The sequence below is a fragment of the Stenotrophomonas sp. 2201_Sma genome, from assembly GCF_056486685.1.
The window spans coordinates 724114-750542 of sequence record NZ_CM151329.1; the positions used below are offsets into that span (position 1 = coordinate 724114).

The window sequence follows — 26429 nt, forward strand, 5'->3', positions numbered from 1 at the left end:
CCTGGCTCTTCCGTCGCCCTGCAAAGCCGTTAGCATCGGGCCATGGATTCCTTGACCCAGATCGTTCTCGGCGGCGCCGTAGCCGCTGCCATCGCCCCGCCCGGACATCGCCGCGCGGCCCTGCTGGCCGGTGCCGCACTTGGCACCCTGCCGGATCTGGATGCCTTGTGGCTGGGCTTCACTGCCGAGGATCCCGTAGCGGTGATGGTCGACCACCGCAGCTTCAGCCATTCGCTGCTGGTGTTGCCCTGGGTGGCGGCGTTGATCTGGTGGCTGTTCAAGCGCTACGGCCGGGGGCGGGTGGCGCAGTCGCCGCTGCGCTGGTTCTGGGCCATCCAGCTGGCGCTGGTCACCCATCCACTGCTGGATGCGTTCACCGTCTACGGCACCCAGCTGTGGTGGCCACTGCGGCCACACCCGACCATGGGCTCGAGTGTTTTCATCATCGATCCGGCGTACACGGTGTGGCTGCTGCTGGGCTGCGTGGTGGCGTGGTTCGGGCGCGCGCGGCCATGGGCCGGCAAGGTACTCGGGGTTGCCCTGGTGCTCAGTACCGGCTACCTGGGATGGGGCCTGCTGGCCAAGGCTCAGGTCGACCGTGCCGCCCAGCAGAGCCTTGCGGCCATGGGGCTGGGCGATGCGCCACGATTCTCGGTACCGATGCCGTTCAACACCCTGCTGTGGCGGGTGGTGGCGATGACCCCGAACGGTTACGTGGTCGGCGATCGCTCGCTGGTGGCCGACCGCGGCCCGATGCAGTTCGAAGGCCACCCGTCCAATGTGCAGGCCCTGCGTGAAGCGCAGTCGATTCCGGCGGTTCAACGCCTGCAGTGGTTCAACCGTGGCTTCATGCGTGCGCAGATAGTGGACGGAATGCTGGTGCTGAGTGATCTGCGCATGGGCCTGGAGCCGGATTACACCTTCAACTTCGCGGTGGCACGGCAGGTCGATGGGCGCTGGCAGGCGATCGTGCCCGAGCAGCGGCGCACGGATTACAGCAGCCCAGCGGCGCGCGCCGATGTCGGCGTCAGGCTGGCCGCGATGTGGCAGCGGATCTGGCATGCGCCGGCAGCGACGGGCGCCACCGGCGGTGGTGCCCCGGTGCACGCGGGCGATTGATCGGCAGGCGGGGATGCTGTGCCGGCGTCAGGCCGGCGGTGCTGTGCGGTTGAGCTGGATCGAGCGATGCAGGACCTGGCGCGGCGCATTGGCGATGTCGAAGCCGACGAATGCCAGCAGGAACTGCAGGCCCGAAATCAGCGAAACCATGACGATCATGAGCGTACCTACCGGCGTCGCAACCTCCGCCGATGCCGATGCGATCCAGTGGTACGCGCCGAACACGCCACCGAAGGCAAGCAGTCCCAGCCCGGCGATCAGCTCCAGCGAGGCGATGGTCAGGTCGCGCAGGAAATAGTTGTAGCCGACACGCTTGAGCGTGTTGCGCACGTGCTTGAAGGCGAACTCGCCCAGTACCCGGCTGATGCGCAGGTTGCTGGTCTCGTCGGCATAGCGCGCGTCCATCGCCACGTCCTGCACCACGGCACGCACCGTGTTGAGGCGGAACAGCATGTCGGTCTCGAAGAAGTAGCGGTCGCTGATCGCATCCAGGGGCAGGTGGCTGGCAACGCGGGCGTGGATGGCGGTGTAGCCGTTGGTCGGGTCGAACACCTGCCAGTAGCCGGACGACGCCTTGCTCATGAACGACAGCGCGAGGTTGCCGATCCGCCGCAACAGCGGCATGCGACGGATGTGGCTGAGGTTCCAGAAGCGGTTGCCCTTGGTGTAGTCGGCGTTGCCCTCGGCGATGGGAGCGACGAAGTCCATCAGCAGTGTGGGATCCATCTGGCCGTCGCCATCGACCTTCACCAAGATGTCCATGCCCTCGGCGATGGCCGCGCGGTAGCCGGTCTTGATCGCACCACCGACGCCGCGGTTCTGCGCATGGAACAGCACCCTGACCCGGGGATCGCGCGTGCTGTCCTGGACCATCCGGCCGCTGCCATCCGGGCAGGCATCATCAACGCAGTAGATGGCGGTGACCGCATCGTCGATCGCTGCGAGCACGCCGAGCACGTGGCGGGTCACCCGGTAGCAGGGAATGATGACGGCGATCTTCGGTGGCGTGGCCGGGCGCGCGTAGGCGTTCATCTGCATCGTCCTCAGGGCTGCGGCGTTGCCGGCGGCTGCGCGGGCGCGGCCAGCATCGCGGCTGCGGGCACTTCCACCAGGTCGGCGTACATCGAACGGGGTTCGGCGACGTCGCTGACCATCACATGGTGATAGCGGTTGAACGTGGTGTTGAAGCGGTCTTCGGGCATGTCCGGGAAGCGCGCGCGGAAGTACGCCAGCTGCGGGAAATACAGCGTGTGGTTGACTGCCGGGATACCGACGCCGGACAGCAGCGCACCGTAGCGCCCTTCCACCACCAGCGCTCCGTCCGCAGCCTGCCGTGCACCGCGCGCCTGCATCGACGCCAGCACGGCGCTGCGGTCCATGTCGAAGATCGGCCGGGCCGACTGCACAGGATTGAACAGCCCGTTGGTCAGCACGTTGCCGAGCGCGGCCACCGCCAGCACCAGCGCCACCGGATGCGCGGCGAGCCGCGGGCGGCGCGCTGCGAAGGCCAGCACGCCCACGCACAGCAGTGGCCATGCATCGGCCGTGGCATGCAGCCGGCTGAAACTGCCCTGGCCGAAGGCGAACTTGAGCAGGCATCCCGCCAGCAGCAGGGCCGCGAGCAGCAGCAGGCGGCCGCGTCCCAGGCGCACCCCGCCGCGCACCAGCACGATCGCGCAGCCGATGTTCAGCAGCAGGCCCAATGCCAGCAACGCACGGGTGGGCGGCACCATCGACAGTCCGGTCAGCTGGCCGATCCGCAGCGGCACCGGCAGGAAGATCCAGCAGGCGACCAGCGCGATGCCGGCGGCCAGCACCCCCAGCGACAGCCGGTGGCCGCGCGCCCAGCGCAGCACCTGCGTCCAGTCGGCGAGGACGGCGGTGAACAGCGGCAGCAGGCTGCTGAACACTGCGATCTCGCAGGCGTTGGACGGCTCGAACGCAGGCAGCGGATAGAACCCGCGCGTCATCAGGTTGGGGAACCCGTGGGTGAGCAGCGCGACCGGGCTGACCCCGCCGCCGGCGCTCTCGCGCTGGCCGGGATAGACGGTGTTGCGGACGATCTCGATCGCTTCGTGGAAATAGCCCAGGAACGCCAGCAACGCCAGGCCGCCGGCGACCGCCGCATCGAGCAGGCGTGCCACTGTCAACGCATCGCGGCGGAAGGCCAGCACCAGCACGCCCATGGCCAGCAGCGCTGAAATGATGAAGGGCGGGTAGGCCACGGCCAGCAGCCAGACCACCAGTGCGTAGGCGCTGGCGAGGATGCGCAGCCAGCGGTTGTCGATCCGCAGCCAGGCCACGGCTACCCACGGGGCCAGCGCGAACGCGCCCCAGTTGGTCGTCCACCACACCTGCACGTAGGGCGAGAAGTACAGGGTCAGCGCGACCAGCACGGCCGCCAGCGGCGGAACCCGCAGTTGGCGCAGGAACAGCGCCCAGCCGCACAGGAACGCCATCGCCATGAACATGAAGAAGAACGAGTAGGCGTTGGCCGGTGGCAGGATGAAGAAGGCCCAGTGGTACGGCTTGAACAGCAGGCCCCAGTCCAGCAGCGGAAGCGCCTGGAACGAGCGCAGCGTCTCGTGGTACGGCGAAAACGCGTTGGTCGCGCCGAAGTCGTTGGCCACCGCGATCTGCACGTAAGGGGTGTAGACCATCCACTCGTCCATGCGGATGCCCCGCGCCTTGCCGAGCAGGGGCTCGATCGGCGCCAGCCCCAGGTACTGGCTGGCCATCGCATACGACGAGGGCGTCAGTGCAAATGCGACATACAGCAGGCACAGCACCGCCACGATGCCCAGGCACAGACGGGCCTGGCGGGAGTCGAGGCCATCCAGCAGGCCGCCTTCCCGGGCGGCGAGGGGCAGCGTGCTACCCGGAGTCGTTGCGCGTGCTGTCATCAGGAATCCCTTCAGGCGCGGAGCTCGGTGGTCCCGTTGCCGCGCACGCGGAAGGGGCCGGGTCCAGCGCGCGCCCGTCCTCGACGCCAGCCCGCGACGATTCTAGCGGGTTGCCAGCCATGCGGCGCGTGGCACTGCCGCAGCGCAGCGGTGCAGGCGCCGGTCAATACACCGTCGCGCGGCCCTGCACGAACGAGAAGAAGAACACGGCATTGGGATCGTTCTGCACCAACCGGAACTCGCGACGCATGCCCTCCACCGTATCCTCGTCCACGGTGCCGGCCTGCAGCAGCTGCTCGGCGGCCGACAGCAGCAGCTGCTCCCAGAACGCGATCATCGTCTTGCGCCGCGCCGGCTCGCGGTTGTCCAGGTGGATCGTCTTGATCTCGGTATGCACATCGCGGAAACCACCGGCCAGCAGCAGGTTGCCGAGCTTGGCGCCGACGAAGGGATCGCCGCCGTGGTCGTACTGGAAATCATTGAACGCCATCCAGTAACGCCAGATGTGCGGCGAATACGGATCGAGCAGGAACGATGCGTTCATCACTTCGGTGATGTAGACCGGCGATCCCGGTGCGAGTACGCGGCGCACTTCGCTGAGCACGCGGGCCGGCGAAGGTACATGCTCCAGCACCCAGCACAGGAATGCCGAATCGAAGCTGCGTGCCTCGAACGGCAGCTCGCCTGCATCGGCCTGCTGCAGGGTGTAGCGATCGCTGCACCACGGCGTGCGCGCGAGGTTCTCGCGGGCGGTCGCCAGCTGCGTTTCGCTCAGGTCCACGCCGGTCACGTGCAGGTCCGGGAAGCGGCGCAGCAGGATCTCGGTCTGCGCGCCGACGCCGCTGCCGACTTCCAGCAGGCGTCGTGCGCTGCCGTAGTCGATCTGGCCGAAGATGCTCGATTCCAGCAGGCGGGCCTGGGTCATCAGGCGCTGCTGTTCGGTGCCGGAGAACCCGTGCAGGTAGGTGGGGGAGGAAATCGGCGGTGTCATGGTCGCGGGCTCGTGGTGCGTCGTGCGGGGTCGACTGCGGGGCGTGCGGGGTCAGGCAGCCGACGGCAGCGCCGGTTGTCCGGCGATCAGTCGGTCGAAGTACTCGGTGGTCAGCGTGATCTGGCTCTGCGGATCTTCGGCGCGGTTGACCACGGCGCGGAACGCCGCATTCTCGGGCCGGTCCTTGGCGTACCAGCCCAGGTGCTTGCGCGCGATGCGCACGCCCTGCGGCTCGCCGTAGAAGGCATGCAGGGCGTGCAGGTGGCCGAGCAGGATATCGCGCACTTCGGCCAGTGACGGCGGGGCCAGTTCCTCACCGGTGGCCAGGTAGTGCGCCACCTCGCGGAAGATCCACGGCCGGCCCTGCGCCGCGCGACCGATCATCACTGCGTCCACGCCGGTCTGCTGCAGGACGAAGGCGGCCTTGCGCGGCGAATCGATGTCTCCATTGGCGATCACCGGAATGCGCAGCGCTGCCTTGATCTCGCCGATCGTGGCGTACTCGGCCTGGCCGGTGTAGTGCTGGTCGCGGGTGCGGCCGTGCACAGCCAGGGCGGCGATGCCGCTGTCCTCGGCGATGCGCGCGATCAGCGGCCCATTGCGGTGGTCGCAGTCCCAGCCGGTGCGGATCTTCAGCGTGACCGGCACATCGACCGCGTTGACCACGGCAGCAAGGATGCGCGCCACCAGCGATTCGTCACGCATCAGCGCCGAACCGGCCCAGGCATTGCAGACCTTCTTGGCCGGGCAGCCCATGTTGATGTCGATGATCTGCGCACCATGGTCGACGTTGTAACGCGCCGCCTCGGCCAGCTGCTGCGGCTCGGTGCCGGCGATCTGCACGCTGATCGGTGCCGGTTCACCCTCATGGTCCATGCGGTGGATCGACTTGCGCGTGTTCCAGAAGCGCGGGTCGCTGATGGTCATCTCGGAGGCGGCCAGGCCCGCGCCCAGCCGTTTGCACAGCAGGCGGAACGGCTTGTCGGTGACGCCGGCCATGGGCGCCAGCACGACGTTGGGAGCAATGGTGTAGGGGCCGATCTGCATGCGCCCATTGTAGGCCGCAGGCGGTCACATGGCCGGGTCGGCGAGGCGCCGGTTCAGGCCGATCCGGACCGACCTCATGCCGTACGGGCATCAGCAGATGCTTGACGGTTGCTTCCGCCGCCCCCAGTGGCGGGTCATCCTGGGCGGCTGGGGCAGGGCTGCGTGCCCTGCATGGGCGCAGGCAGAAAAAGGCCCGGGCACCTGCGTGCCCGGGCCGGTTCATGCAGCTGCGGCGTGGACCTACCGGATTTCCACGTCGGCCGGGGTCAGCCGTGGCATCGCCGCTGCGGCGCCTTCCTTCTCGGTCGAGCGGCCCGCGAACTGGTTGGCGAAGCGCACATGGCGTGCGAACGGCGCCTCCGGCAGCTGGGCAAGGGAGGCGGCCAGCGCGCCGTTGAAGGCGTCGCCGGCACCGGTGGTATCGATCGCCTGCACCTGCTCCGCACCCACGCGGTAGTACGGCTGGGTGTCGCCGCGCAGGTTCTCATCGGCATGCGAAACGAACACGCCCACCGAGCCCAGGGTCACCACCACGGTACCGTTGCCGACCAGCTTGCGGCACAGCGCATGCAGGCTGGCACCATCCAGCGCGGCCACGTCGTTGGCATCCACGCGCTCGCCGACATGGCGGCCCAGCAGGGCGGCGAACTCGGTCTCGTTCGGGGTGATCACATCGGCCAGCTTGAGCAGGCCGATGGTCGAGGGGGCGTCGGCCGGTGCGGTGTTGAGCACGGTGGTGACACCGGCCTCGCGGGCGGCAGCCAGTGCCGCCTCGATGGTCTGCACCGGCGACTCCAGCTGCACCAGCACCACCCGGGCACCGGTCAGCAGCGCCTGTTGCTGCTGCAGGAAATCGGTGCTCAGGGCGGCATTGGCGCCCGGGCCGATCACGATGGTGTTACGACCCCGTGCATCGACATAGATGCCGGCGGTGCCGGTCGGTTCGCTGCTGGCTTCGGCGATCAGCGCGAAACCGTCCTGGCCGGCGAGGTCGCGGGCGGTGGCACCGCCGGCGTCATCACCCAGGGCGCACACGAAGTGGGTGTCGGCGCCCGCGCGGCATGCGGCCACGGCCTGGTTGAAGCCCTTGCCACCGGGGCCGGTGCTGTAGCGGCCGGCAATGGTCGCGCCCGGTGCCGGCAGCGACTCGCACCGCCACACGTGATCGACATTGAAGGAACCGACGACAACGACACTGCTGCTCATAGGGAATCTTTTCTCGAACTAGGGTTCAACTGAAATGCGTCAGCACGCCGGCGATGGTCGCCGTCATGAAGGTGGCGATGGTACCGCCCAGTACCGCGCGCAGGCCGAACTTGGCCAGGTCGTGGCGACGTTCCGGGGCCAGGCCACCGATGCCGCCGATCTGGATCGCGATCGAGCTGAAGTTGGCGAAGCCGCACAGCGCATAGGTGGCGATCAGGCGACCTTCGTTGGACAGGGTCACGCCGGCGACCTGGCCGTTCACGATCTGCGACAGCTCGGTATAGGCGACGAATTCGTTGATCACGACCTTCTGTCCGATCAGCGACCCCACGGTGGTGGCGTCGGCCCACGGAGTGCCGATCACCCAGGCGATCGGTGCCAGCAGGTAGCCGAAGATGGTCGACAGGTTGGTCGGCTTGCCGATCTGTGCGGCCAGGCCGGTCACTTCGCCGAGCCAGGTCAGCGGGGCGTTCAGCAGGGCGATCAGGGCGATGAAGGCCAGCAGCATCGCGCCGATGTTCAGCGCCAGCTTCAGGCCGTCGCCGGCGCCGGCCGCCGCCGCGTCGATGATGTTGCTGGAGGTCTTCTCCACTTCCATCTTCACCGTGCCGCGGGTCAGCGGGGTGCCGGTTTCCGGGATCAGCAGCTTGGCCACCACCAGCGTGGCCGGTGCGGCCATGATGCTGGCCGCCAGCAGATGCTTGGCGTAGAACGCCTGCTGGGTCGGGTCGCCCCCGCCGAGCATGCCCACGTAGGCCGCCAGCACGCCGCCAGCGATGTGGGCCATGCCACCGATCATCATGGTCAGCAGCTCGGACTGGGTCATCTTGGCGATGTACGGGCGCACGGTCAGCGGCGCCTCGGTCTGGCCAATGAAGACGCTGGCGCAGACGCTGGTGGTTTCGGCACCGGACACGCGCATCACCTTGGTGATCGCCCACGCCATCACCCGGACGATCGCCTGCATGACGTTCAGGTGGTACATCACGCCCATCAGCGCGGAGAAGAAGATGATGGTCGGCAGCACCTGGAAGGCGAAGATGAAGCCGTAGTTCTGGACGTCCATCAGCGAGCCGAAGATGAACTTCGAGCCCTCGTTGACGAAGCTCAGGACCTTCACGAAGCCGTGGCCGAGCGCATCGAACACGTCGCGGCCGCCGGGGACCAGGATCACCAGCGCCGCAAAGGCGATCTGCAGGGTGATGCCGGTGGCGACGAGCTTCCAGTCCACCGCGCGCTTGTTGTTGGAAAACAACCAGGTGATGCCGATCAGCACCGCCAACCCGAACAGGCCGAAGCCGATCCTGCCCAAACCTTCGACCATGTGAGTGACTCCCCTGGGGCGTCGCGAAAAACGGGAAGCCTAGTGCAGGGCAGGGGCCGGGGCAAGGAAAAGCAGCGTGCGCGCGGCCATCGGCACCGATCGGGCCAGCAACGGCAAGGGGTTGCGGTCGGCACGACGGGTAGAATGGGGCTCGATTCCGGCCCGGATGCGGGCCCGCAGCAGGAGATTCGCATGCATTACCGCCGCCTGGGCTCCACCGGCCTGCCGATATCCGCCCTGTCCTTCGGCGCCTGGGTGACCTTCGGTGACCAGATTCCGCGCGACGAGGCCCGCAACCTGGTTGCCGCGGCCTGGGACCATGGCATCAACTTCTTCGACAATGCCGAGGGGTATGCCAATGGCCGCGCCGAGCAGGTGATGGGCGATGTGATCGCCGACCTGCGCCTGCCGCGCGATGGGTTCTGCGTGTCCAGCAAGGTGTTCTTCGGCAGTGCCAAGGATCCGCGACCGACCCAGCGTGGCCTGTCGCGCAAGCACGTCACCGATGCCTGCCATGCCGCGCTCAAGCGCCTGCGGGTGGACTATCTGGACCTTTATTACTGCCACCGCCCGGATCCCGACGCGCCGATCGCCGAGACCGTGCACGCGATGGATACCCTGATACGGCAGGGCAAGGTGCTCTACTGGGGCACGTCCGAGTGGTCGGCGGCACAGATCCAGCAGGCGCTGGACATCGCCGCGCGACACAACCTGCAGGGGCCATCGATGGAGCAGCCGCAGTACAACCTGCTGCACCGCGAGCGGGTGGAAACCGAATACGCCCCGCTGTATGCGGGGGCCGGCCTGGGCACCACCATCTTCTCGCCGTTGGCGTCCGGCCTGCTCAGTGGCAAGTACGACCGTGGCATTCCGGCCGACGCCCGGCTCGGCCGCGAGGGCATGGAGTGGCTGCAGGATCTGGTTCTGGGCGCCGATGCACAGGCACGCCTGGCCCAGGTCCGTCATTTCAGCGCGGTGGCACGCGAGCTTGGCCACGCCCCGGCCAGCGTGGCCATCGCCTGGTGCCTGCGCAATCCACAGGTGTCCAGCGTGATCCTGGGCGCCAGCCGGGTCGAACAGCTGCTGCAGAACCTGCAGGCCCTGGAAGTGCTGGAGCAGATCGACGCCGCCGGCTGGGCCCGGATCGAAGCCGCCTTCGTCTGACCTGGAGCATTTTCCCGCCGGAGTCGAGCCGTGCTCGACCCCTGGGGCCCCGTTGCCCGCCATTCGATTCACGAAATCTATCGAATTCTGGATTTCGATCATTAATCTCATCAATCAAATTGAGAATGGTTGTTGATTGTCAACTGAGAATCATTATCATTTAACTCGTCCCTCGCACGAGTCCAGATGCTCATGAACGCTCAACCTGTACTGCTGCGCCCCGAAACACTGACCCTCCGCGATCGTCCGGTCCGCGTCGTTCCGCCGGAAGAGGTCATCGACAGCGAAGCCCTGCTCAAGGGCCGTCGTGAAATCCTGATCCAGCACGGCGATCGCTTCTATCGCCTGCGGCACACCAGCAACGACAAGCTGATCCTGACCAAGTAACGCGGCCTGGTCGCCCGCCTCCCTCCCTCCTGCCGGGCGCCGCCCGCAGGGTGGGCGACCCGTCCGCTCCTGCTCTCTCCCCCTCGGTCTACCGCGTACGCTCCGGCGTGCCGGTGGCCGGGGGTTCCCCTGCCTGACCGAACGAACCCGATGACCCGCCATACCGCCCTTTGCCTTGCTGTCTGGATGGCGCTGCCGCTGTCCGCCCACGCTGCCACTGCCGCCAGCGCCGCGCCCGATGCGCGCGAATTCGATCGCGTGCAGGTCACCGCCACGCGCACCGAACGCGCGGTCAGCGACGTCGCCGCTACGGTCGATGTGATCGACCGCGAGCAGATGGACCGGCACCTGGTCCAGGACATCAAGGATCTGCTGCGCTACGAGCCGGGCCTGTCGGTCAGCCGCAGCGCCGCGCGCTTCGGCCTGGGCAGCATCCGTATCCGTGGCCTGGACGGCAACCGTGTGCGGGTGCAGACCGATGGCATCGCGATGCCGACCAGCTTCAACATTGGTTCGTTCTCCAACGCCAACCGCAACTTCACCGATCTGGACACGCTCAAGCGCGTGGAGATCGTGCGCGGCCCGGCCAGCTCGCTGTACGGTTCCGATGCGCTGGGCGGCGTGGTCGCCTTCGTCACCAAGGATCCGGCCGATTACCTGAAGGATGGCAAGGACAGCTACGTCGGCCTGAAGTTCGGCTACGACGGTGAATGGAAGGGCCTGCTCGGCGGTGTCACCACGGCGTTCGGCGGCGAACACTGGAGCGGCATGGTCAACATCAACCATCGCCAGGGCCAGGAAACCGACAACAAGGGTGACGTGCGCAGCAACGACAACACCCGCACCGCCCCCAACCCGCAGGACCGCGACGGTCGCAGCGGTCTGGCCAAGCTGGTCTATGCACCGAGCGAGGACCAGCGCTTCCGCCTGACCGTGGAAGGCAACGAAGACAAGACCGAGACCAACGTGCTGTCTTCGATCGACCGTACCACCACCACCGGCATGAAGGCGCGCGACAAGCAGAACCGCACCCGCGTGTCGTTCGCGCATGAAATGGATGCGCTGAACAAAGGCTTCGCCGACAGCCTGCACTGGCAGCTGTATACCCAGCACAGCGAAACCACCCAGATCACCGATGAGGACCGTGCCAACCGCAGCCGTCGCCACCGCGAGTTCAACTTCGACCAGCGTGTGTACGGCCTGCAGGCGCAGTTCAACAAGGCCTTCAGCACCGGCAGCGTCGAGCACGCGCTGACCTATGGCTTCGAGGGTGCACGCACCGAGATCCGCCAGAAGCGCGATGGTTTCCAGGTACTGGCCAACGGCCAGACCAGCACCACCATCCTGCCCGATGCGTTCCCGGTACGCGATTTCCCGATCAGCAAGACCACCGAGCTGGGCCTGTATGCGCAGGATGAAATGCGCATGGCTGGCGGCAAGCTGTCGCTGGTGCCGGGCGTGCGCGTGGACCGCTACGAGCTGAAGCCGGAAGTGGACAACATCTTCGCCGAGGACAATCCCGGCGTGGCGGTGGCGAAGCTGACCAAGACCAGCGTCTCGCCCAAGCTTGGCATGGTCTATCGCTTCACCGACGAATGGTCGCTGTTTGCCGGTTACTCGCACGGCTTCCGCTCGCCGCCGTACAACGACGTCAATCTCGGCTTCACCAACTTCGCCTTCGGCTACACGGCCATTCCCAATCCGGACCTGAAGCCGGAAACCAGTGATGGCATGGAACTGGGCCTGCGCTTCCTGTCGCCGGCTGCCTACGTCAGCGTCAGCGGCTACTACAACGAGTACAAGGACTTCATCGAGTCGCAGTCGCTGGTCGGCACCAATGCGCAGGGCCTGATGGTGTTCCAGTCGCGCAACATCGCCGACGCCCGCATCTACGGCGCTGAACTGAAGGCCGGCGTCGACTTCGGCCAGATCAGCCCGACCCTGCAGGGCTGGGCACTGCGCAGTTCCGTGGCCTGGTCGCGCGGCGACAACAAGACCGAGGACACCCCGCTGGATTCGGTCGACCCGCTGCGCGGCACCGTCGGCCTGATGTACGACACCGATGCCTGGGGTGTCGAACTGGCCGGCACGTTCGTCAAGCGCAAGGACCGCGTCGCCTCGGCCACGGTGTACCGCCCGGCCGGCTATGGCGTGGCCGACCTGATGGCACATTGGAACTTCGCCCCGGGTGCGACCTTCAACGTAGGCGTGTTCAACCTGGGCGACAAACGCTACATCGATTGGTCCAACGTGGGTACGACGCTGTCGCCGACCAGCCGCGTGCTGGATCGCTACACCAGCCCGGGTCGTACCTTCTCCGCCAGCCTTGCCGTGTCCTGGTGACCTCATGAGCCGAGCCTTGTCCGCACGCAGGAATGACTCCATCGCCGCGCCACACCGCGCGGCATGGCCGACCCCGGCACAGCTGGCCACGCTTGGCACCGTGTTGTGTCTCTACCACGCCGACGGCAACGAGCTTGGCGGCTGGCGCCAGGCGGTGCGCGTGCATGCCTGCCAGGGCGTGGACAGCGAGGGCCTGCGCGAAAGCCTGTGCTTCCTTGACGGCCGTGGCCGCTGCGTGTGGCGCCTGTACCTGCTGCCGGACAGCGATTTCCTGGCCTGGGACCGGTTGGTGGCCGCGCTGCCGCCGGGCCCACAGCACGACAGCGACGGCAGTGTCGGTGAACGCCTGTGGCGGCGCCTGGCCGGTCATCTCGGCGGCCAGCGTTGGCGCCTGTGTGCGCTGCGCCTGCATGCCGCCGATGACGGCCGCACCCTGGCGGCCAGCCTGTCGACGCTGTCGTCGCTGGGCGCGGCCACCGCACGCCGCATCGCGCGCCTGGAAGGCGCAGAGGGCGAGCTGGCCGTCGACGACTGCTGCTGTGCCGACGCCGCGCGCCGGCCGCCACCACGGATTCCCGGCGACCAGCCGCTGATCCGCCTCTGATCTGTTCCTGATGGAACGCCCGACGGCCACGGATGGCCTCTCAACGAACCTGCAACCCCGAAGGAAGACCCCGATGAAATTCCAGACAGCCAGCGTCCTGCTGTTGCTCGCCGGCAGCGGCGTGGCCAGCGCGCAGCCCTCCGACATCGCCCGCGATCACGACAGCATTCTGGCCATGCAGGGCGAGTACACCGTGGATTTCGCCTTCGACGAAACCGTGCTGCTGAAGCCGGGCTACGAGCGCGCGCCGGCGATGCGCAGCGGCGGCAATGAAATGGTCATCGTGGTCGAGGACACCCCGAAGCGCATCGTGCTGCAACACCTGCTGCTGGACGAGAAGAGCGGCCACATCACCAAGCACTGGCGCCAGGACTGGGTCTACGAGGCCCCGAACCGCTTCGAGTTCAGTGCCGACCAGACCTGGCGGGTACGCAGCATCCCGGCGGCGGTGAACCAGGGCGCCTGGACCCAGTGCGTGTATGAAGTAAGCGATGCACCGCGCTACTGCGGCACCGGCAAATGGACCTACACTAACAACGTGCCGAGCTGGACCAGCGACCTGAGCTGGCGCCCGCTGCCGCGCCGTGAGTACACCAAGCGCAGCGACTACAACGCGCTGGCGGTGGTCAACCGCCACACGCTCACCCCGAACGGCTGGACCCACGAGCAGTTCAACACCAAGGTGCAGCGCAACGCCGACGGCAGCCAGGTGGAGATCGCGCGCGAGTTCGGCTTCAACGACTACGTGAAGACCACCGAGATCGACTTCACCCCGGCGCGCGACTACTGGAAGGCCACCGCCGGCTACTGGGCCAAGGTGCGCCAGCGCTGGGACGGTTTCCTGACCCAGGCTCCGGGCGTGCACCTGAAGACCAAGCTGGATGGGATGGCGATGATCATTCCGCTGTTCACCCAGGCGCAGGACCTGCAGGATGGCAAGCAGGTGAAGGACGCGCAGATCGACGAAGTGTTCGCCAGGTACGTGGAAAAGGCCCAGTAGGGTCGAGCCATGCTCGAGGCCACAGCCGGATCCACGCATGGCGTGGCCTACCGCAAGGAAGGGTGCCGGGCTTGCCCGGCACGCCTTCCGGGGCGCGCCTTCGTCAGGCCTCGCGCAGGGCCAGGGCGGGCGGGGTATGCAGGATGCGCCGGGTGCCCCACCAGCCCGCCAGCAGGCTCAGCCCGATGCCGACCACGCCGCCCAGCAGCAGGCCCGGCCACGGCGGCAGCAGCGGCAGCTCGAACACCTTCTGCGACACCACCAGCCCGATCACGGCCGTGGCGCCCACCGCCAGCAGCGCGGCGAGCGTGCCCAGTGCCCCGAACTCGACCAGTACCGCACCGCGCAGCTGGCGCCGGGTCGCGCCCAGCGTGCGCAGTACCGCGCTGTCGTAGCGGCGCTCGCCGGCCGTGGCCTGCAGGGCAGCCAGCAGGACCAGCACGCCGGCCAGCAGGCTGAACACCATCACCAGCTGTACCGCCTGCGCCACCCGTTCCATCACGTCGCGCACCTGCGAGATCACCGCATCCACGTCCAGCAGCGACAGGTTCGGCTGTGCACGCACCAGTTCGCCCAGCCCGGCTGCCTGGCCGGCCGGGAGGTGGAACGCCGACAGCAGGTTGTGCGGGGTGTCGCCCACGGCGTTCGGATTCAACAGCACGAAGAAGTTCGGCCGGAACGTGTTCCAGTCCGCCTTGCGCACGCTGGTCACGGTGAACTCGCGCTGCTGCTCGCCCACGGAAATGCCGATACGGTCGCCGGTCGAGACGCCGTAGCGTTTGGCCCAGCCGGTTTCCACCGAGGCTTCGGGCGCAGTGCTGTCCGCCTTCCAGAAGTGGCCCTCAAGCAGCGTATTGGCCGGCGGGAAGGTGCTGCGCCAGCTGAAGTTCAGTGGCCGGTTCTCGTCGTCGTCCTCGCGCGGGCCGTTTTCCCGCCCCTGGCCGTCCTGCGCCTGGTCCACGCGCACCGGCGGCTTGCCGTTGATCGCGATCAGGCGGCCGGTGGCCATCGGTTCGATGCTGGCATCGGCCGCACCCAGCGCGCGCAATGCTGCCAGCACGCCGTCGCGTTGTTCGGGCTGGATGTTGATCAGGAAGTAGTTCGGCGTGTCCTCCGGCAGGCGCTCGCGCCACTGCTGCAGCAGCCCCGGCCCGGTCACGGCCAGCAGCAGCAGCGCGCACAGCGACAGCGACAGGCCCACCAGTTGCATCACCGCCAGCATCCGGCGGCGGGTCAGGGCGGCCAATCCCAGCCGCCAGTTGCCGTGCAGGCGGTGCTGCAGGCTGCGCAGCACCTGCAGCAGCACAAAGCCGCCCAGGCCCGCCGCTGCGGCGAGAGCGGCCAGGCCACCCAGCACCCACAGGGCCAGCTTCAGGTCGCCGGTCACCTGCACGGCCAGCACCAGGCTGGCCAGCAGGGCGGCGACGTAGGCCAGCAGCGAGGCGGGCGGCAGTGCAGCGAAGGAGCGGTTGAGCACGCGCATCGGCGGCACTCCGCGCAGGCGCAGCAGCGGCGGCAGGCCGAAGCCGAACAGCAGCAACAGACCGATGCCTGCACCGGTCAGCGCCGGTGTTGCCTGTGGCAGCGGCAGGCGCTGCGGTATCAGGCTGCCCAGCACCTGTACCAGGCTTTCCTGCGCGGCCATGCCCAGTCCAATGCCGAGCAGGCAGGCCGGAACGGCCAGCATCAGCAGCTGCAGTGCCAGGCCCAGCAGGATGTCGCGCTGGCGTGCTCCCAGGCAACGCAGGATCGCCACCTGGTCGATGCGGCGCAGGGCGAAGCGGTTGGCGGCCAGCGCGGTGGCAACGCCGGCCAGCAGCACCGCCAGCAGCGCGCTCAGGCCGAGGAAGCGCCCGGCCAGATCGAACGCCTGGCGCACGCCGCGCTGGGTGTCATCCACGCTGAGCAGGCGCATGCCCTTCACCTGTGGCTGCAGCCATTGCCGGAACGCCGCGATCCGGTCGGCCGGCCCGGCGAACATCAGCCGGTAGCTGATGCGGCTGCCGGGACCGAGCAGGCCGGTGCCGTCGACATCAGCGCGATTGACCAGCAACGTCGGCGACAGCGTGAGGAGGTCGCCGCCGGCATCCGGTTCGGCCTCGATGATGCCGGCGATGCGCAGCGTACCGGCGCCGAACTCGAGGTCATCGCCGGCCTTCAACCCCAGCGCCTGCAGCAGGCGGGGATCGGCATAGGCCTGGCCCTGCGGCGGCATGCCGGCATCGTCGATCAGCGCACCACCGGGCGTGCTGCGTACCCGCAGCGTCCCCCGCAGCGGATAGCCGGCCTGTACCGCCTTGATGCTGGCCATCTGGCTGGCATCGCCCTGGAACAGCACGGTGCCGAAACTGGCCATGCGGGTGGATGCCAGTCCCCGCTGCCTGGCCTCTTCGGCGAAGGCGGCCGGCGGGTCGTCACGACCGGCGACGCCGAGGTCGCCGCCGAGCATCTCCGCAGCGCTGCTGGTCAGTGCCAGGTTGACCCGGTTCACCAGCGTGCCGACCGCGGTCATCACCGCCACGCCCAGTACCAGCGCGGCGAACACGGTCAGCAGGTCGCCGGCCAGGGCTTCGCGGCGCAGCGCGCGCCACGCATGCCGCAGCAGGTTCATGCGCGGGCCTCGTGCGCGACCGCCTGCAGGCGGCCGTTGTCGATGCGGTGGATGTGCTGGCAGCGCTGGGCCAGGCGCAGATCGTGGGTGACCAGCACCAGCGTGGTGCCGCTGCCGGCGTTGAGCTCGAACAGCAGGTCGCTGATGTGCTGGCCGGTGCTCTGGTCCAGCGAGCCGGTCGGCTCGTCGGCGAACAGGATGCGTGGCCGGGTGACGAAGGCACGCGCCAATGCCACGCGCTGCTGTTCGCCGCCGGACAGCTGGCGCGGGTAATGGCGGGCGCGATGGGCCAGCCCGACCTGGTCCAGCACGGCGTCCACCCGCGCGCGATCCTCGCGCCCGCCCAGCTCCAGTGGCAGGGCGACGTTCTCGGCGGCGGTCAGCGCCGGCAGCAGGTGGAAGCTCTGGAAGACGAAGCCGACCTCGCGAGCACGCAGCTGCGCGCGGGCTTCCTCATCCAGGCTGGACAGTTCGTGCCCGGCCAGAGCGATGCGACCGCGGCTGGGCAGGTCCAGCCCGGCGAGCAGGCCGAGCAGGGTGGTCTTGCCGGAGCCGGAGGCGCCGACGATGGCCACGCTGGTGCCTTCATGGACCGTCAAAGTGATGTTGTCCAGTATGTGGACTTCACCCTCCGGGCCATGCACGGATTTGCCGACCTGGTCGACGGCGATGGCGACGGGCGCGCTGCGGGGGGACAGGCTGTCGATGAGGAGACTCCAATGCGCAAGACGGGATGGAGCCGGCGAGCCGGCATGATGATGGTGCTGTTGCTAGGGTTCCTGCTGTTGCCCGGGCTGGCCTGTGCCAAAGGTCCGGCCGGTACCGTCCTGGTGCTCGGCGACAGCCTCAGTGCTGCCCACAATATCCCTGCCGATGCCGGCTGGGTCAGCCTGCTGCAGCAGCGGGTCAGGCAGCAGTCGAAAACGCCGGCGCGGATCGTCAACGCCAGCATGAGCGGCGAGACCACCGCCGGCGCCCTGACCCGGCTGCCGGGCCTGCTGGCGAAGGAGAAGCCGGACGTGGTGGTGATCGCTCTGGGGGGCAACGACGCCCTGCGCGGGCTGACCCCGGCGCAGGTGCAGGGCAATCTGGAAAAGATGGTGCAGGCCAGCCAGAAGGCGGGCGCCAAGGTGCTGCTGCTGGGCATCGATGTGCCACCGAATTACGGCCCGGCGTACCGCCAGCGGCTGGCGGCCGCCTACCGCGCGCTGGCCGACCGCTACGCTGTGCCGCTGCTGCCGTTCCTGCTGGAGGGGGTGGCCCTGCAGCCGGGGATGATGCAGGCCGACGGTCTGCACCCCACCGCCCAGGCCCAGCCGAAGGTGCTCGACAACGTCTGGCCCCTGCTCAAGCCGCTGCTCTGAGCAGCGGATCGGACCTCTTGACGGAACTTCACATTGCCTCCACCGTCGATCCGGCATGTTTCACAAAGCTGAAGTTAGAGGGAATCACATGCGTCAGACGAAGGAGACTTCCGGCTTGGTGCTGGTGGTCGAAGACAACCGCAACATCTCCGAGATGATCGGCGAATACCTGGAAGGTCGTGGCTTCGAAGTCGACTATGCACAGGATGGCCTGGACGGCTACCGGCTTGCGGCGGAGAACAGCTATGACGTGGTGGTGCTGGACCTGATGCTGCCGCGGCTGGATGGCATCGAAGTCTGCCGGCGGCTGCGCAACGATGCGCGCAAATCGACGCCGGTGCTGATGCTGACCGCGCGCGATACGCTGGACGACAAGCTCACCGGCCTGGGTTTCGGTGCCGATGACTACCTGACCAAGCCGTTCGCGATCCAGGAACTGGAAGCACGCCTGCGCGCGCTGATCCGCCGCGAACGCCGCCAGGTGGGTTCGGAAGTGCTCAAGGTCGCCGACCTGGTGCTCGATCCGGTCAGCATGCGCGCCACCCGCGCCGGCACCGAACTGCAGCTGTCGCCGATCGGCCTGCGCCTGTTGACGATTCTGATGCGCGAATCGCCGCGGGTTGTCACCCGCCAGGAAATCGAGCGCGAGATCTGGGGCAACGGGTTGCCGGATTCGGACACCCTGCGCAGCCATCTGTACAACCTGCGCAAGATCATCGACAAGCCGTTCGATCGCCCGCTGCTGCATACCGTGCAGAGCGCCGGCTATCGCATTGCCGACATCGCCCAGCCGATGGCCTGAGCAGGGACCGTGCCGGTGCAGCTGCAGGCCCGGTGCGGTAGCGGACGGGCAACAGGGCAGGGGATGACCGACCGGCAGTGTCGGCGGTCATCATCCCTGCACGACCACGGCGCGGTGCGCTGCCTATAATCGCAGCGCTCTGACCGGGACCCCGCAATGCCGCACGGCCTGCCGCGCAAGATCCGTATCGCCTTCATCCTGCAGGCAGTGCTGGCCAGCCTGGGCATCCTGCTGGGCGCATGGCTGGTGTCGCTGGTCATCAAGCACAGCCTGGTCGGTGCAGCGCTGCGCGAGGAAGCGGCGTATTACTGGACGCTGCACGACGCATCCCCGGCACAGCCCCCCCCCCAATACGCAGAACATCCGCGGCTACCTGCTGGAAAGCGGCCAGTCCGCGTTGTCGCTGCCGGCCAACCTGCGCGACCTGGAGCCCGGTTTCCACGAACTGCCGGCGGATGACCAGCTGGTCCTGGTCGATGTGCGGCCGGCCGGCCGCCTGTATCTGGTATTCCTGCGCTCACGCGCGGAAATGCTGGCGTTCTGGTTCGGCATCGTGCCGGTGTTGCTGACCCTGCTGGCGGTGTATGGCGCCAGCTGGATCACCTATCGCGCGTCCAAGCGTCTGGTATCGCCGGTGAACTGGCTGGCGCGGCGCGTGTCGCGCTGGGACCCCGGCCACCCCGAGGCAGCCGATCTGGAACCGAACAAACTGCCGGCGGACATGCAGGGCGAGACCCGGCAGCTCGCCGCGGCCCTGCATTCGCTGGCCAACCGGGTCAGCGCGCATGTCGCCCGCGAACGCAACTTCACCCGCGATGCCAGCCATGAACTGCGCACGCCGTTGACGGTGATCCGCGTGGCCAGCGACATGGCGCTGGGGGATGATTCCCTGCAGCCGCGCCTGCGCCGCAGCCTGCAGCGCATCCAGCGTGCCGGGCGTGACATGGAAGCGGTGATCGACGCCTTCCTGATCCTTGCCCGCGAGGCGGATGTCGAGCCGCAGGTCGAGCTGTTCGATGTCAACGACATCGTCCGTCACGAGGTGGACAACGCCAACGAACTGCTGGGTACGCGCCCGGTCGTGGTGCACCTGCACAGCGACGGACCGGTGAATCTGCATGCGCCGCCGCGGGTGCTGCAGGTGGTGGTCAGCAACCTGGTGCGCAACGCCTGCAGCTATACCGACGAAGGCCGCATCGACGTGCATGTGCGCGACGACCGGGTGGTGGTGCGCGACACCGGCATCGGCATGTCTGCCGAAGCCCTGTCGCGCGCGTTCGAGCCGTTCTACCGCGCCGAACCCAGTCGCCCGCAGGGCACCGGACTGGGCCTGTCGATCGTGCGCCGGCTGTGCGATCGCTTCGGCTGGAAGGTCAGCCTCTCCAGCGAACCCGGGCAGGGAACCGAAGCCACCGTGATTTTCCGCTAGAGGGCTTTTGCCGGGTCAGAAGCGGGCATTCCGCGGAATGGCAGGGGTAGCGCCGGGCCATGCCCGGCGTGCGCAGTGTCTCAGTCGCAGGTCACCTTCGGTGCCAGCGCGCGGGTCCAGATGGCATATCCGGCGGGCGTCATGTGCAGCATGTCCTCACGGAACAGCGCGCGATCAGGCTGGCCGTCGGCGCCCAGCATCGGCGTGTAGATGTCGGTGAAGCCGGTGTTGGGCAGCCTGGCCAGCGCCGCCTTGACCAGCGTGTTGGCCTCGTTGATCGCCGGCAGCAGGTGCGCCCGTGACGGGCTGGGCTTGATCGACACGTATTCCACCCGGGTCTTGGGCAGGTCGCGATGCACGCGCTGCACGAAGGCGACCACATCGTCGCGCACCTGCACGGCGCTGCGGCCGCTGTTGAGGTCGTTGTCGCCGGCGTACAGGAAGACCTTGCACGGCGCGTACGGGATCACGATCTGTCCGGCATACCAGGTGCTGTCCCGGACTTCCGAGCCGCCGAAGCCCCGGTTGAACACCGGCTGGCCGGCGAAATCGGCCGCCAGGCTGTCCCACATCCGGAATGACGAACTGCCAATGAACTCGATGCCACCACGAGGCGGCGGGGCGACCTTGTCGGCGGCGGCGAAGGCGGCCATGTCGGCGGCCCAGGCCACGTTGGAGACCTGCTCGGGAACGCGGGGCGACGGCGAGGGAACGCGTGCCAGCGCCAGCGGCGCAAGGGTCAGCAGGCCCAGCATCAGCAGAGCGGGACGGCGGTGGGACATCGTGCACTCCAGGCAGGAAGGAGGGAGCCATCATAGGAGGCGGGCGCGGCCCGCGCTTGTCCCCGGCAGGCCATTCGGCCCGGCCGCGCGGAGTATGGCCGGCGGCCTTGTGGCAAAATGGCGACTGTCTGCCCATCCCTGTGCACCCATGACTCCCTGCCGTGCGTCTGAGCGGTCGCTGCGCCGCGCCCCCGTTGCTGGATGCTCCACCCGTGGCTGACCAGTTCGGCCACATGCCGCGCGGCCCGCGCCGCATCTTCCAGGCCGCGCGCTGGTCCTGGCAGGGCCTGCGGGCTGCCTGGCTGCATGAGTCCTCGTTCCGGCTGGAGGTCTACCTGCTGGTCCTGCTGACCCCGGTGGCGATCTGGCTCGGCCAGACCCCGGTGGAGCGCGCGCTGCTGATCGGCTCGATGCTGCTGGTGCTGGCGATGGAACTGGCCAACTCCGCCATCGAGGCCGTGATCGAGCGCTACGGCAGCGAGATCCACGAGCTGGCCGGGCGCGCCAAGGACATGGGTTCGGCCGCCGTGTTCGTGCTGATGATGAACGTACTGCTGTGCTGGGCCCTGGTCGTGGTCCCGCATGCACTGGCCGGCCGCTACGGCTGAACCCCCATTCCCCCACTGCCTTGAAGAGTTTCCATGTCCTTTGAGTTCCTCGCCGACCCCAACGCCTGGGTGACCCTGTTCACCCTGAGCGCGCTGGAAATCGTGCTCGGCATCGACAATCTGGTGTTCATCTCCATCGCGGTCAGCAAGCTGCCGGAAGAGCGCCGTCCCTTTGCGCGCAAGCTCGGCATCGCCGTGGCCTGCATCACCCGTATCGCACTGCTGGTGTCGCTGGCCTACCTGGCCCACATGTCCGCCAACCTGTTCACCGTGGCCGGCATGGGCATCTCGATCCGCGACCTGGTGCTGATCGTGGGTGGCCTGTTCCTGATCATCAAGGGTTACATGGAGATCAAGGAACTGATCACCGGTGGCGAAGACGAGAATCCGGCGACCAGCAAGGCGTCGGGCGTGTTCGGCATGGTCATCCTGCAGATCGCCATCATCGATATCGTGTTCTCGCTGGACTCGGTGATCACGGCCGTCGGCATCGCCGACCACATCCCGGTGATGGTCGCTGCCATCCTGCTGTCGGTGCTGGTCATGCTGCTGGCGGCCAATCCGCTGGGGCGCTTCATCGACGCCAACCCGACGGTGAAGATGCTGGCGCTGGCCTTCATCCTGCTGATCGGCGCGGTGCTGATCCTGGACGGCCTCGACGTGCACGTGCCCAAGCCGTACATCTACGCCGCGATGGGCTTCTCGGTGCTGGTGGAATGGTTGAACCTGCTGATGCGCCGTCGCGCGCGCGACCACCACGTGCCGGGCGCCGGCGACTGGTAAAGCGTATGACTTCGAACCCCCGGCCCGGCCGGGGGTTCTGCTTTGCGGGCTACCGCGTCCGCCGGGCATAGCCCGGCGCTAACGGGGTACGCCACGCCTCGGGCAACGCCGGGCCATGCCCGGCGGGGGCTTTTGCCTGCAATGCCGGCGTACACCTTCACTTGTGAACCCGCATCAACAGTGTTTTCCCCGGGCGAGGCTTAATCCGGTGCGGCAAAGCGCGCAGGCTACGCGCTCCCGATTCCCGCCCCCAGGAAGTCCCCCATGAAGTCCAGAGCCGCATTGCTGGCGCTTGCCGTCGGCGCCTTCGCCATCGGCACCACCGAGTTCGCCCCGATGGGCCTGCTGCCGGTCATCGCCGACGGCGTAGGGGTTGGCATTCCCACCGCCGGCATGCTGATCACGGCCTACGCCATGGGCGTGATGCTGGGCGCGCCGGTGATGACGCTGCTGATGGGGCGCTTCGGCAAGCGCACCGCGCTGATGCTGCTGATGTCGATCTTCGTGGTCGGCAACCTGCTGTCGGCGCTGGCGCCGAACTATGGCCTGCTGCTGTTGTCGCGGCTGGTCACCAGCCTCAACCACGGTGCCTTCTTTGGTATCGGTGCGGTGGTCGCCGCCAGCCTGGTACCGAAGGACAAGCAGGCGGCGGCGGTGGCCACGATGTTCATGGGCCTGACCATCGCCAACATCGGCGGCGTGCCGCTGGCAACCTGGGTCGGCCAGCAGCTGGGCTGGCGCCTGTCCTTCGCCGGCACCGCAGTGCTGGGCGTAGTGGCGATCATCGCGCTCGGCCTGGCCCTGCCGGCCTCGGCACCGGGCCCGCGCCCGGACGTGCGCCGTGAACTGAAGGCGATCCTGCAGCCGCAGGTGCTGCTGGCCATGGCCACCACGGTGCTGGGCGCCGGTGCCATGTTCACCTTGTACACCTACGTGGCGCCGGTGCTGACCGAGCTGACCGGTGCCTCCAATGCCTTCATCGCGATGTCACTGGCGCTGATCGGTATCGGTTTCACCATCGGCAACGGCATCGGCGGGCGAATGGCCGACTGGTCGCTGGATGGCGCTACGCGGATCCTGCTGGCGGCGCTGGCCGTGTTGATGTTCGTGCTGCCGCTGGCCTTCATGAATCCCGTGACCGCAGCGCTGGGTGTACTGCTGTTCGGCGCGGCGACCTTCGCCATCGTGCCGCCGCTGCAGATCCGGGTGATGGAAGCGGCCACCGAGGCGCCGGGCCTGGCGTCGTCGATCAACGTGGGCGCGTTCAACCTGGGCAACGCCGTGGGTGCGGCGCTCGGCGGTGCGGTGATCAGCTCGGGCCTGGGCTACGCCGCGATCCCGGTGGCCGGTGGCCTGCTGGCGGCATCGGGCCTGCTGCTGGCATGGTTGGGGCGTCCCCGCACTGCGGTGGCTGAAGCCTGCTGAGGGGTGTTGGATTCCGGCAGGGCTTGCAGCCCTGCACCCGCCGAATCAACGTCAACGTCAACGGCAAAGGCCTGCATTCCGTGGGTTGGCGGGGTGGGTCCGGTTGAGGGGGACGCTGTAAGTACCCCTGCGGGGCCCGGCCCATTCCCGCGATCTGTCGCAACGGCGTTCCTCTCTGGTAGGTGTCGACCTTGGTCGACACGAATGCCTGAAGAACCGGCTTTTGCTTTTGATTTTTTTCTTTTGATCTTCCCGCGGTGCGCAGGAAACCGTATGAGGCCGGGGGGGGGCGTGGCGGGGGTATCCGCGCCATGGATGGCGCGGCTAAGCCTCCAGGGATGGATTCACGGCGTCCCCCGCCATGCCCACCCGCCCGGACTACTCAGGCGATCCATGAGCATGGCCACCGCGGAGGGGGCGGCGCCCGATGGCCGGTCTTTCACCCGAACCATGGCATGCTCGGCGCCAAGCCCACCCGGAACCTCCGCCATGCGCCTGTTCACCCGTGTCCTGTCCCTGATGCTGCTGGCCTCCCTGCTGTCCGGCTGCGGCTACAACGCGATCCAGCAGAAGGATGAAGCGGTCAAGGCCAGCTGGGCCGAAGTGCTCAACCAGTACAAGCGCCGCGCCGACCTCGTGCCCAACCTGGTGCAGACCGTGAAGGGCTTCGCCAGCCAGGAAGAGCGCGTGCTGACCGAAGTCACCAACGCCCGCTCGCGTGTCGGCCAGATCAACGTCAACGCCGATGACGAAGCCTCGCTCAAGCAGTTCCAGCAGGCCCAGGGCGAACTGGGTAGCGCGCTGTCGCGGCTGCTGGTGGTGACCGAGAACTATCCGGTACTGAAGTCCGACCAGAACTTCCGCGACCTGCAGGCCCAGCTGGAAGGCACCGAAAACCGGATCACGGTTGCGCGTGGTCGTTACATCCAGCAGGTGCAGGACTACAACACCTACATCCGCTCGTTCCCGCAGGTGATCACCGCAAAGCTGTTCGGCTACAAGACCAAGCCGAACTTCACCGTGGACAACGAAGCGCAGATCTCCAACGCACCGGCCGTCGATTTCGGCAACGCGCCGCAGCAGCAGCCGGCACCGCAGCCGGGCCATTGAGCCATGCGTCTGGCGACGGCACTGCTGGTCATGCTGCTGTGGCTGCCGCTGGCCGGCCACGCACAGTCGCTGGCGCCCATCCCCGCGCTGGACTCGCCGGTGGTCGACACCACCGGCACGCTGGACGCCGCGCAGAAGCAGGCGCTGGTGCAGCAGGCGCTGGACCTGCAACAGCGCAAGGGCAGCCAGCTGCAGGTGCTGGTGGTGCCCACGACGCAGCCGGAGGACATCGCGCAGTACACGACGCGGGTCTTCGACCAGTGGCAGATCGGCCGCAAGGGTGTGGATGACGGCGTGCTGCTGGTGGTGGCCAAGGATGACCGGCGTGTGCGCATCGAGCCGGGCTATGGTCTTGAAGGCGCCATCCCCGATGCCATCGCCAACCGCGTCATCCAGGAATATCTGGTGCCACGCTTCCGCAGTGGCGACTACGCCGGCGGCATCACCGATGCCACCGCCGTACTGGTCGGGCTGATCGACGGCGAGTCGCTGCCGGCGCCGGTCAGTGGCCAGCGCGGGCGGGAGGCCGACGGCGGTGGCGATACCTGGATCCTGGCGTTGTTCATCGGCGTGTTCGCAGGCACGGTGCTGCGGGGCGTGTTCTCGCGGGTGCCGCGGCCGGTGCGCGGGCTGCTCGGAGGTGCGGGTGCGGCGGTTGCTGCCTTCCTGTTCACCTCCACCCTGCTGGCCAGTGGCCTGGCCGGCGTTGTCGGGCTGGTGGTGGCGATGCTGTCCGGCCATCCCGGCCGCTTTGCCGGCGGCAGTGGCTGGGGCGGCGGCAGCTGGGGCGGCGGTGGTGGTTTCGGGGGCGGCGGCGGTTTCGGCGGTGGTGGCGGCTGGGGCGGCGGCGGCGGCCGTTCCGGCGGCGGTGGTGCTTCGGGAGGTTGGTGATGATCCGTCGTCTTTGCCGTCATCTGTTCTCGCCCTCGGTACGACGGGCGTTTCCCCCCGCCACGCTGCAGGCGATCACCGCGGCCATCGCTGCCGGTGAGCAGCGCCACGGCGGCCAGGTGATGTTCGCTGTCGAAGCCGACCTGCCGCTGCACGCGGTCTGGCGCGGAATCACGCCGCGCCAGGCGGCGGAGCAGGCGTTCGCCCACCTGCGCACCTGGGATACCCGGCACAACAACGGCGTACTGATCTACCTGCTGCTGGCCGACCACGCCATCGAGATCGTCGCCGACCGGGGCCTGAGCGACCGGGTCAGCGCGGCGCAGTGGCAGCGGGTGTGCACCCACCTGCGCGAAGGCCTGCGCGGCGCCAGTCCGGTGGATGCGCTGCGCGATGCGATCGACGAAGTCTCCAGCCTGATCGAAGGGCACTTTCCGGCCTCGACGCGGTCGGAGGATGACGCGCTCCCGAATGCGCCGCAGATCCTGGGCTGAGCCCCGGTCCCGGGCCGGGTCGGGGCGCTAAAATACCCGTAC

General features: G+C 67.9%; 23 protein-coding genes and 1 pseudogene. 15 read left to right on the forward strand and 9 right to left on the reverse strand.

Going from position 1 to position 26429, the window contains the following annotated elements; all coding sequences use genetic code 11:
• Positions 1 to 42: 42 nt before the first annotated feature.
• On the forward strand, positions 43 to 1119 hold the full coding sequence (locus tag ACZLIF_RS03220) for a metal-dependent hydrolase (RefSeq protein ID WP_128989154.1): 1077 nt from the start codon (positions 43 to 45) through the stop codon (positions 1117 to 1119).
• Between the two features lie 27 nt (positions 1120 to 1146).
• Here ACZLIF_RS03220 and ACZLIF_RS03225 read toward each other — a convergent pair whose 3' ends face one another.
• From ACZLIF_RS03225 to ACZLIF_RS03250, 6 genes are all read right to left on the reverse strand, one after another.
• Complete coding sequence (locus tag ACZLIF_RS03225) at positions 1147 to 2151, reverse strand: glycosyltransferase (RefSeq protein ID WP_053516476.1); 1005 nt, start codon at positions 2149 to 2151, stop codon at positions 1147 to 1149.
• Positions 2152 to 2162: 11 nt separating this feature from the next.
• Entirely contained in the window at positions 2163 to 4022 is a 1860-nt protein-coding gene (locus ACZLIF_RS03230) for a DUF7657 domain-containing protein (RefSeq protein WP_128989156.1), read from the reverse strand.
• 163 nt (positions 4023 to 4185) lie between these two features.
• A complete protein-coding gene (locus ACZLIF_RS03235; protein WP_053516428.1) occupies positions 4186 to 5013 on the reverse strand; it encodes a methyltransferase domain-containing protein in 828 nt (275 codons plus the stop codon).
• A gap of 51 nt (positions 5014 to 5064) precedes the next feature.
• Positions 5065 to 6060, reverse strand: coding sequence for a tRNA dihydrouridine synthase DusB (gene dusB, locus ACZLIF_RS03240; RefSeq protein WP_053516426.1), 996 nt, complete (start codon positions 6058 to 6060; stop codon positions 5065 to 5067).
• Between the two features lie 240 nt (positions 6061 to 6300).
• Positions 6301 to 7266 (reverse strand): ribokinase, encoded by a 966-nt coding sequence (locus tag ACZLIF_RS03245; RefSeq protein ID WP_053516425.1) that lies wholly within the window; start codon positions 7264 to 7266, stop codon positions 6301 to 6303.
• A gap of 25 nt (positions 7267 to 7291) precedes the next feature.
• The gene (locus ACZLIF_RS03250; RefSeq protein ID WP_053516424.1) at positions 7292 to 8590 is read right to left on the reverse strand and encodes a NupC/NupG family nucleoside CNT transporter; all 1299 of its coding nucleotides are present in this window, start codon (positions 8588 to 8590) and stop codon (positions 7292 to 7294) included.
• Positions 8591 to 8782: 192 nt separating this feature from the next.
• On the opposite strand from ACZLIF_RS03250, the gene ACZLIF_RS03255 reads away from it, so the two are divergent.
• From ACZLIF_RS03255 to ACZLIF_RS03275, 5 genes are all read left to right on the forward strand, one after another.
• Positions 8783 to 9754: a potassium channel beta subunit family protein gene (locus tag ACZLIF_RS03255; protein WP_053516475.1), complete on the forward strand. Its 972-nt coding sequence runs from the start codon at positions 8783 to 8785 to the stop codon at positions 9752 to 9754.
• Between the two features lie 192 nt (positions 9755 to 9946).
• Positions 9947 to 10141 (forward strand): hemin uptake protein HemP, encoded by a 195-nt coding sequence (gene hemP, locus ACZLIF_RS03260; protein WP_005412278.1) that lies wholly within the window; start codon positions 9947 to 9949, stop codon positions 10139 to 10141.
• Between the two features lie 150 nt (positions 10142 to 10291).
• Positions 10292 to 12484, forward strand: coding sequence for a TonB-dependent hemoglobin/transferrin/lactoferrin family receptor (locus ACZLIF_RS03265; RefSeq protein ID WP_478462321.1), 2193 nt, complete (start codon positions 10292 to 10294; stop codon positions 12482 to 12484).
• Between the two features lie 4 nt (positions 12485 to 12488).
• On the forward strand, positions 12489 to 13088 hold the full coding sequence (locus ACZLIF_RS03270) for a ChuX/HutX family heme-like substrate-binding protein (protein WP_128989158.1): 600 nt from the start codon (positions 12489 to 12491) through the stop codon (positions 13086 to 13088).
• 73 nt (positions 13089 to 13161) lie between these two features.
• Positions 13162 to 14088 carry a DUF6607 family protein gene (locus ACZLIF_RS03275; RefSeq protein WP_053516420.1) on the forward strand — a complete coding sequence of 309 codons (927 nt, stop codon included), beginning with the start codon at positions 13162 to 13164 and terminating at the stop codon, positions 14086 to 14088.
• 103 nt (positions 14089 to 14191) lie between these two features.
• Here ACZLIF_RS03275 and ACZLIF_RS03280 read toward each other — a convergent pair whose 3' ends face one another.
• Both ACZLIF_RS03280 and ACZLIF_RS03285 read right to left on the reverse strand, forming a co-directional pair.
• A complete protein-coding gene (locus ACZLIF_RS03280; protein ID WP_053516419.1) occupies positions 14192 to 16699 on the reverse strand; it encodes an ABC transporter permease in 2508 nt (835 codons plus the stop codon).
• Complete coding sequence (locus ACZLIF_RS03285; protein WP_080375229.1) at positions 16696 to 17343, reverse strand: ABC transporter ATP-binding protein; 648 nt, start codon at positions 17341 to 17343, stop codon at positions 16696 to 16698. Before ACZLIF_RS03285 ends, ACZLIF_RS03280 begins: the two co-directional genes overlap by 4 nt.
• Positions 17344 to 17418: 75 nt before the next feature.
• Here ACZLIF_RS03285 and ACZLIF_RS03290 point away from each other — a divergent pair, with 75 nt between their 5' ends.
• The 3 genes and pseudogenes from ACZLIF_RS03290 to ACZLIF_RS03300 all read left to right on the forward strand — a co-directional run bounded on the left by ACZLIF_RS03290 (position 17419) and on the right by ACZLIF_RS03300 (position 20294).
• Positions 17419 to 18063, forward strand: coding sequence for an arylesterase (locus tag ACZLIF_RS03290; RefSeq protein WP_053516417.1), 645 nt, complete (start codon positions 17419 to 17421; stop codon positions 18061 to 18063).
• Between the two features lie 88 nt (positions 18064 to 18151).
• Entirely contained in the window at positions 18152 to 18865 is a 714-nt protein-coding gene (locus ACZLIF_RS03295; RefSeq protein ID WP_002811889.1) for a response regulator transcription factor, read from the forward strand.
• Positions 18866 to 19021: 156 nt separating this feature from the next.
• Positions 19022 to 20294 (forward strand): annotated as a pseudogene (locus ACZLIF_RS03300) (sensor histidine kinase).
• Positions 20295 to 20374: 80 nt separating this feature from the next.
• Here the strand turns inward: ACZLIF_RS03300 and ACZLIF_RS03305 are convergent.
• Positions 20375 to 21076 carry an SGNH/GDSL hydrolase family protein gene (locus ACZLIF_RS03305; RefSeq protein WP_065182787.1) on the reverse strand — a complete coding sequence of 234 codons (702 nt, stop codon included), beginning with the start codon at positions 21074 to 21076 and terminating at the stop codon, positions 20375 to 20377.
• Positions 21077 to 21288: 212 nt separating this feature from the next.
• On the opposite strand from ACZLIF_RS03305, the gene ACZLIF_RS03310 reads away from it, so the two are divergent.
• The 6 genes from ACZLIF_RS03310 to ACZLIF_RS03335 all read left to right on the forward strand — a co-directional run bounded on the left by ACZLIF_RS03310 (position 21289) and on the right by ACZLIF_RS03335 (position 26387).
• The gene (locus ACZLIF_RS03310) at positions 21289 to 21684 is read left to right on the forward strand and encodes a diacylglycerol kinase (protein ID WP_053516413.1); all 396 of its coding nucleotides are present in this window, start codon (positions 21289 to 21291) and stop codon (positions 21682 to 21684) included.
• Between the two features lie 33 nt (positions 21685 to 21717).
• Positions 21718 to 22467 (forward strand): TerC family protein, encoded by a 750-nt coding sequence (locus ACZLIF_RS03315; protein WP_004144462.1) that lies wholly within the window; start codon positions 21718 to 21720, stop codon positions 22465 to 22467.
• 264 nt (positions 22468 to 22731) lie between these two features.
• Positions 22732 to 23892: an MFS transporter gene (locus ACZLIF_RS03320; RefSeq protein ID WP_053516410.1), complete on the forward strand. Its 1161-nt coding sequence runs from the start codon at positions 22732 to 22734 to the stop codon at positions 23890 to 23892.
• 489 nt (positions 23893 to 24381) lie between these two features.
• Entirely contained in the window at positions 24382 to 25002 is a 621-nt protein-coding gene (locus tag ACZLIF_RS03325; RefSeq protein WP_128989160.1) for a LemA family protein, read from the forward strand.
• A 3-nt stretch (positions 25003 to 25005) separates the two neighbouring features.
• The gene (locus ACZLIF_RS03330; protein WP_414488135.1) at positions 25006 to 25893 is read left to right on the forward strand and encodes a TPM domain-containing protein; all 888 of its coding nucleotides are present in this window, start codon (positions 25006 to 25008) and stop codon (positions 25891 to 25893) included.
• The gene (locus ACZLIF_RS03335) at positions 25893 to 26387 is read left to right on the forward strand and encodes a TPM domain-containing protein (protein WP_128990593.1); all 495 of its coding nucleotides are present in this window, start codon (positions 25893 to 25895) and stop codon (positions 26385 to 26387) included. Before ACZLIF_RS03330 ends, ACZLIF_RS03335 begins: the two co-directional genes overlap by 1 nt.
• The last annotated feature ends 42 nt before the right edge of the window (positions 26388 to 26429 follow it).

Excerpts from the sequence above, each read along its gene's own strand:
- ACZLIF_RS03220 (WP_128989154.1), top strand. The coding sequence starts at position 43 with ATGGATTCCTTGACCCAGATCGTTCTCGGCGGCGCCGTAGCCGCTGCC.
- ACZLIF_RS03225 (WP_053516476.1), bottom strand. The coding sequence starts at position 2,151 with ATGAACGCCTACGCGCGCCCGGCCACGCCACCGAAGATCGCCGTCATC.
- ACZLIF_RS03230 (WP_128989156.1), bottom strand. The coding sequence starts at position 4,022 with ATGACAGCACGCGCAACGACTCCGGGTAGCACGCTGCCCCTCGCCGCC.
- ACZLIF_RS03235 (WP_053516428.1), bottom strand. The coding sequence starts at position 5,013 with ATGACACCGCCGATTTCCTCCCCCACCTACCTGCACGGGTTCTCCGGC.
- dusB (WP_053516426.1), bottom strand. The coding sequence starts at position 6,060 with ATGCAGATCGGCCCCTACACCATTGCTCCCAACGTCGTGCTGGCGCCC.
- ACZLIF_RS03245 (WP_053516425.1), bottom strand. The coding sequence starts at position 7,266 with ATGAGCAGCAGTGTCGTTGTCGTCGGTTCCTTCAATGTCGATCACGTG.
- ACZLIF_RS03250 (WP_053516424.1), bottom strand. The coding sequence starts at position 8,590 with ATGGTCGAAGGTTTGGGCAGGATCGGCTTCGGCCTGTTCGGGTTGGCG.
- ACZLIF_RS03255 (WP_053516475.1), top strand. The coding sequence starts at position 8,783 with ATGCATTACCGCCGCCTGGGCTCCACCGGCCTGCCGATATCCGCCCTG.
- hemP (WP_005412278.1), top strand. The coding sequence starts at position 9,947 with ATGAACGCTCAACCTGTACTGCTGCGCCCCGAAACACTGACCCTCCGC.
- ACZLIF_RS03265 (WP_478462321.1), top strand. The coding sequence starts at position 10,292 with ATGACCCGCCATACCGCCCTTTGCCTTGCTGTCTGGATGGCGCTGCCG.
- ACZLIF_RS03270 (WP_128989158.1), top strand. The coding sequence starts at position 12,489 with ATGAGCCGAGCCTTGTCCGCACGCAGGAATGACTCCATCGCCGCGCCA.
- ACZLIF_RS03275 (WP_053516420.1), top strand. The coding sequence starts at position 13,162 with ATGAAATTCCAGACAGCCAGCGTCCTGCTGTTGCTCGCCGGCAGCGGC.
- ACZLIF_RS03280 (WP_053516419.1), bottom strand. The coding sequence starts at position 16,699 with ATGAACCTGCTGCGGCATGCGTGGCGCGCGCTGCGCCGCGAAGCCCTG.
- ACZLIF_RS03290 (WP_053516417.1), top strand. The coding sequence starts at position 17,419 with ATGCGCAAGACGGGATGGAGCCGGCGAGCCGGCATGATGATGGTGCTG.
- ACZLIF_RS03295 (WP_002811889.1), top strand. The coding sequence starts at position 18,152 with ATGCGTCAGACGAAGGAGACTTCCGGCTTGGTGCTGGTGGTCGAAGAC.
- ACZLIF_RS03305 (WP_065182787.1), bottom strand. The coding sequence starts at position 21,076 with ATGTCCCACCGCCGTCCCGCTCTGCTGATGCTGGGCCTGCTGACCCTT.
- ACZLIF_RS03315 (WP_004144462.1), top strand. The coding sequence starts at position 21,718 with ATGTCCTTTGAGTTCCTCGCCGACCCCAACGCCTGGGTGACCCTGTTC.
- ACZLIF_RS03320 (WP_053516410.1), top strand. The coding sequence starts at position 22,732 with ATGAAGTCCAGAGCCGCATTGCTGGCGCTTGCCGTCGGCGCCTTCGCC.
- ACZLIF_RS03325 (WP_128989160.1), top strand. The coding sequence starts at position 24,382 with ATGCGCCTGTTCACCCGTGTCCTGTCCCTGATGCTGCTGGCCTCCCTG.
- ACZLIF_RS03330 (WP_414488135.1), top strand. The coding sequence starts at position 25,006 with ATGCGTCTGGCGACGGCACTGCTGGTCATGCTGCTGTGGCTGCCGCTG.
- ACZLIF_RS03335 (WP_128990593.1), top strand. The coding sequence starts at position 25,893 with ATGATCCGTCGTCTTTGCCGTCATCTGTTCTCGCCCTCGGTACGACGG.